Genomic DNA, 5,355 nt, shown 5'->3' with positions numbered 1-5,355 from the left:
TGGGCTTCCTGAACCGAACTGGCGGCCAGCATGGCATAACCAGTGGTCCGGGCTGCCATCACATCCTGATGGTCACCAAAAATTGAGAGCCCCTGAGTAGCCAGTGAACGGGCTGCGACGTAGATTACAGAAGACGTCAGTTCCCCCGCAATCTTGTACATATTAGGCAGCATCAGCATCAAACCCTGAGATGCTGTAAATGTGGTAGTCAAGGCGCCGGTTTGCAATGAGCCATGAACCGCACCGGCAGCACCGGCTTCACTCTGCATTTGCGCCACAAGAGGCTTGCCACCCCAGATGTTTTTGACCCCTTCCGCCGCCCACTGCTCGGCCAGCTCCGCCATATTAGACGACGGAGTTATAGGATAGATGGCACAGACTTCATTGGTCCGGTAAGCCACATAAGCCGCGGCTTCATTACCGTCGATGGTGACACGGACAGGTTGTTCTTTAATATGCTTATGGTCAGACATCACCGTACCTCCATACGAACAGCCATTGTTGGCAAAGAGACTTCCTGTTGAACCGCCTGCATCTCAATGGCATGGCTTGGACATTGTCGGTAGCAGGCCAGGCAGCCGGTACAGAGGTCATGATTGACCTGATAGCCCTCCCCCTTACCCAGTTTGGTAATCGCCCCTTCCGGGCAGGCACCAAAACAGCCATCACATTCAAAACAGTTACCACAGGAGAAACAGCGACTGGCCTCGAAACGAATCTGGACTTCACTCAGCCCATGCACCACTTCGCTGAAATCATTTCGCTGTTCCGGAGACAGGGCATCCTCATGCTGACGATCAGCCTGAGTGCGATACCATAAATGCAGGCCTTCAAAGTTGACCATGATGGGCGCGGTCTTTTCATTAAGCCGCTCAGCTTTCAACCAGGCATTCATATTTCGGGCAGCTTTCTTGCCATGACCAACGGCAATGGTGGCGGTGCGATCGGAAGGCACCATATCACCACCGGCAAAAATACCCTCACAGCCGGTCATCATTTTTTCATCAACGGTCACAGAGGAACCCCAGCGGTCCAGCTCAAGACCCGGCACGGTGTCCAGCATGCTCCGCTCCACGTCCTGACCCAGGGCCAGAATCAGGGAGTCTACCTGCAGTGTTTCATAGCGGCCGGTTGGAGTCGGACGACCATCGTCACCAATCTCCATAATTTCAACCTGATATTCACTGCCTTCAATGTTCTGAATAGTGCGTAACCAGTGAATATTTACGCCTTCCGCTTCCGCCTCATCGGCTTCAAAACTGTGGGCTGGCATATGATCACGGTCACGCCGGTAGATGATCATGGCTTCATCCACGCCCATTCGTTTTGCCGTCCGTGCGGTATCCATGGCGGTATTACCACCGCCGCATATAGCAACACGACGACCCAGTACTGGTTTTTCCCCCAGACCGGTTTCACGGAGGAAGCTCACGGCATCCAAAACCTTGCCGGCATCCCTGGCAGGAATATCCACCTGCTTGCCGATATGAGCACCAATGGCCAGATAAACCGCATCAAAGCCACCGTCTCTTTTTTCCATCATCAGATCTTCTACCCGATGATTCAGGGTAATAACGATGCCCATGGATTCAATTCGGGCAATTTCTGCCGCCAGCACATCCCCTGGCAAACGATAAGCCGGGATACCAAACTGCATCATGCCGCCGGCAATGGGTGCCGCATCACGGATTTCAACGGTATGGCCCTGCAAACGCAGATGATACGCCGCCGTCAGACCAGAAGGTCCGGCCCCCACCACCAGTACTTTCTTACCAGTCTCTACCGGAGGCAATGGCATAAGCCAGTTCTGCTCAATGGCCATATCACCCAGGTAACGCTCAATGGAATGAATACTTACACCGTCGTCTACCTGGACGCGACTGCAACCATCTTCACAAGGGTGATAGCAAATTCGCCCGTGAGTCGCTGGTAATGGATTATTGGCCATAAAGGTACGCCAGGCTTCTTCAAAGCGTCCCTCCTGGGCCAGTGCCAGTGCACTCTGGATATCATTGCCCGCCGGACAGCTGTGATTGCACGGCGGTAATGAGTTCTGATAAACCGGCTTGCGGGCAGCAACCGGACCAGTACCCTGTACCGGAGAACGTCCGGTGGGTTGGGTCATATCCAGGGTATTCATAACAACTCCTTTACTGAACACTTCCCACCATACCAGAGCATTTTCAGCCAGCACTGATCAATGTCATGGGAAGCGTACGTCTACATCAATGTCAGGAAACCAATCCCGTATTTAAAGGTTGTGCTTTTGTGGTGATGACTTCTTCTTCAGTCTCATCGTCCATGTCACTATCAGTTGCCTCGTGCCCGAACAGCTGGTTGAGCATCACAGCCACCAGTGCAGCGGTAGCAATGCCTGAAGAAAGGCTGACCTGGAAGAATGAAGGAAGATACTCAAGAATATCCGGACGGGTAGTCACCGCCAGACCGGCCGTGATACTGACACCGACAATAATGCTGTTCCGCTCATCTAAATCGATCCGGGAGAGCATTTTTACGCCAGCGGCGATAATCATGCCGAACATCACGATACTGGCACCACCCAGTACGGGTTGCGGTACGGTGATAATCAGCGCCGCCAGTTTTGGAAAGAATCCGGCTATCATCAGCAGGCCACCGGTCATGGCAACCACAAAGCGACTGGCAACACCGGTAATGGCTACGATGCCTACGTTCTGACTGAACGACGAAAACGGTGTAGTACCAAACAACGATGCCAGGGCACTGCCGATACCATCACAGAGAATCCCCCGGGACAGCCGTTTACCAGTGAGTTTGCAATGGCTGACTTCACTCAATGCCAGAAAGTCCCCGGTGGATTCCATAATGGTCACCAGGTAAATAATGCCCATGCTGATCACACCGGTGATAGGGAACGTCAGCTCCACGGGCAACAGGCGGGGAATCCGGATAGCGGCGGCCTGGCTGATAGGGGCAAAGTCCACATCACCCATCAGCATACTAAGCAAATAACCCACCGCCATACCAATAACAATGGCGCCGGTTTTGAACAATCCCGACCCTTTGCGATTGAGCGTGATCACCACCACCGCCACGATCAGACCAATCATCAAATGAGGCAGCGCGCCATAATCGGCACTGCCCGGCAACGCACCGGCAAACCAGTCGGTACCCACCGGCACCAGGGAAACCCCGATCATCAAAATCACGGTGCCAGAGACAATGGGCGGAAACAGTTTTCTTACCTGCCCCATAAACTGGCTGCCAATAATCATCACCAGCGAACCACCCAGGGCAGAACCCAGAATGCCGGAAAGACCATGCTCCTGACCAATAGCAATCGCAACGGCAACAAAGGTAAAGCTGGTTCCCATCACACAGGGCATACGAATACCCACCGGGCCAAGGCCAAGACACTGAACCATGGTCACCAGCCCGGAAACCAGCAGTGCCGCACTGACAATACTGACCATGGTACTTTCTGATAACCCCAGTACTCCGCCCACAACCAGGGGAACCGCAATGATGGCACCAAAAGCGGCCAGCATATGTTGAAGCGCAAGAACAAGTGATGTTCCTAATGGAGGGCGATCTTCAATATCGTAAAACGACTTCATTGCTGTTTCCCCGATTTAGAGCATAAGAATTCTTATGGCTTTAATTGTATTGTTATGACGGTTTATTAAATGGTTACGTTACAAAGTATTTCGTCGTGCCTTAATTCGGTATTCAGTTGTAAAAAAAATGAAATTAAAATCCCTGTCTAAAATAATACCAATAGGAATCACTACCTGCTCGACTCCCCATTGATTTAAACTCACACAAAATACTAGCTACATAAGGTGTTATTTTATACAAAGCAGCACCGCTAACTCTCTTCTCCCGGCAAAATGCCAGATATTTTTTTATGAATGATTCCAAACACTCTACAGAGTACTTATCCATCTGTTTATATTTATTTTCTATATTTTCAAATCTTTTTATCCCTTGTTTATGAGCCATTATTGAACCAATAGTTTTATGCTGTTTCCTGGTAACGTTACGTCCGTCAAAAAGTACGGCTGATTCTGTCAAATCCAAATAACCCGTAGTTTCGCCATATTTTAATATCGAAATACCGATAGGCCTTACGACTGCTTTTGATTCCATGTAAATATCCTGATTAACCAACAAAAGAAATCGTGAAGCATAGTTGATTCAAATAATGATACCGCTCTTCCTATCTTCCTAAATTGCGTCGGAAAGGGAGAGCGGTTTCGATCACTACCGTTAGAGTACGCTTTCCTTTAATGCCATCAGCATTTTCTCCGGCGTAATATGCCAGTCTCTGACCCACACACCAGTAGCGTCATGAATCGCAGAAGCAATAGCAGGCGCTGCCGCATTAACACTGATTTCTGAAACCGACTTGGCACCAAATGGCCCCACCGGATCATCGCTGGGCACCAGCACGGCCAGGAAGTCTTCGGGCAGGTCACCCACCATCGGCGCACCATAGTCAGCAAAGTTGGCATTCACCACTCGACCCTTGTCGTCATATTGAATGGCTTCCTGCAGGGTATGACCAATGGCCCGCATGCTGGCACCATAGATCTGCCCAAGGGCCAGTTCCGGATTGATGGGTGTCCCGCAATCCAGCAGTGCATGGAATTTACGCAGGGAGACCTTACCAGTACGGGTATCAACAGCCACTTCGGCAAAGTTGGCACCGTAAGGGAAGGCAAACTCACTGGTAATGAAACTGCCCTGCCCCATTAGCTGACCACAACCGGTACCACTTTCGGCGTAATGGGCAATGTCACCAAAGCTGATGCTGGCCTTGCTACCACGCACCACACCGGGGACTTCCACAGTCAGCTCTTCTTCAGACTCTTCCAGCAAATGAGCTGCAGTCTTCAGAATCTTGCTGCGCAGATCCTCTGCTGCCAATCGAGCAGCATTGCCTGAGAAGCAGGTACCACTGGAAGCATAAGCCCCCTTATCAAACAGACAGTGGTCGGTATCACCGGAAATAACATGGATATCAGACAGTTCGGTACAAAGCACTTCAGCGGTCAGTTTGGCCACCACGGTATCCAGACCGGTACCGATATCTGCACCACCCGAGTGAACAATCAATGTGCCGTCAGAAGCCAGTTTGATCCAGGCGTTGGCCTGATCAATATCGGGAATACCCGACTTCTGTTGCATGGTGGCAATACCGCGACCAATCTTGATGTGTGGGTCTTTGAGCTCTTCTTTAGGCGTTCCCCAGCCAAATCCGGCAGCACCCTCTTCCAGCACTTTGCCAAGGGCACAACTGTGGGCGACCGGTACTTTGGTGGGTAATTTACCTTCACCCACTTTGCCCAGCAGCTCAAGGCTCTGACCTTCCCG

Annotated in this window: 4 protein-coding genes and 1 pseudogene; all 5 read right to left on the bottom strand. The window is 51.2% G+C overall.

The features are described from left to right. Window positions 1-473: pseudogene (locus tag RM811_RS01400) on the bottom strand (pyruvate:ferredoxin (flavodoxin) oxidoreductase); the annotation flags it as partial. Continuing rightward, window positions 473-2,140 carry an NAD(P)-binding protein gene (locus tag RM811_RS01395; protein WP_402520039.1) on the bottom strand — a complete coding sequence of 556 codons (1,668 nt, stop codon included), beginning with the start codon at window positions 2,138-2,140 and terminating at the stop codon, window positions 473-475. The pseudogene RM811_RS01400 and the gene RM811_RS01395, both read right to left, overlap by 1 nt. 91 nt (window positions 2,141-2,231) lie before the next feature. After that, window positions 2,232-3,596 (bottom strand): nucleobase:cation symporter-2 family protein, encoded by a 1,365-nt coding sequence (locus tag RM811_RS01390; protein WP_402520037.1) that lies wholly within the window; start codon window positions 3,594-3,596, stop codon window positions 2,232-2,234. A 133-nt stretch (window positions 3,597-3,729) separates the two neighbouring features. Beyond that, window positions 3,730-4,128 carry a hypothetical protein gene (locus RM811_RS01385; RefSeq protein WP_402520035.1) on the bottom strand — a complete coding sequence of 133 codons (399 nt, stop codon included), beginning with the start codon at window positions 4,126-4,128 and terminating at the stop codon, window positions 3,730-3,732. Between the two features lie 120 nt (window positions 4,129-4,248). Further along, the coding region (locus tag RM811_RS01380; RefSeq protein ID WP_402520033.1) for a molybdopterin cofactor-binding domain-containing protein at window positions 4,249-5,355 on the bottom strand (1,107 nt) is incomplete at its 5' end.

It is taken from the genome of Endozoicomonas sp., assembly GCF_031844845.1.
Classification (GTDB): Bacteria; Pseudomonadota; Gammaproteobacteria; order Pseudomonadales; family Endozoicomonadaceae; genus Endozoicomonas.
Note: the sequence above shows the minus strand (reverse complement) of the source record. Positions and strands in the feature narration are given on the sequence as shown.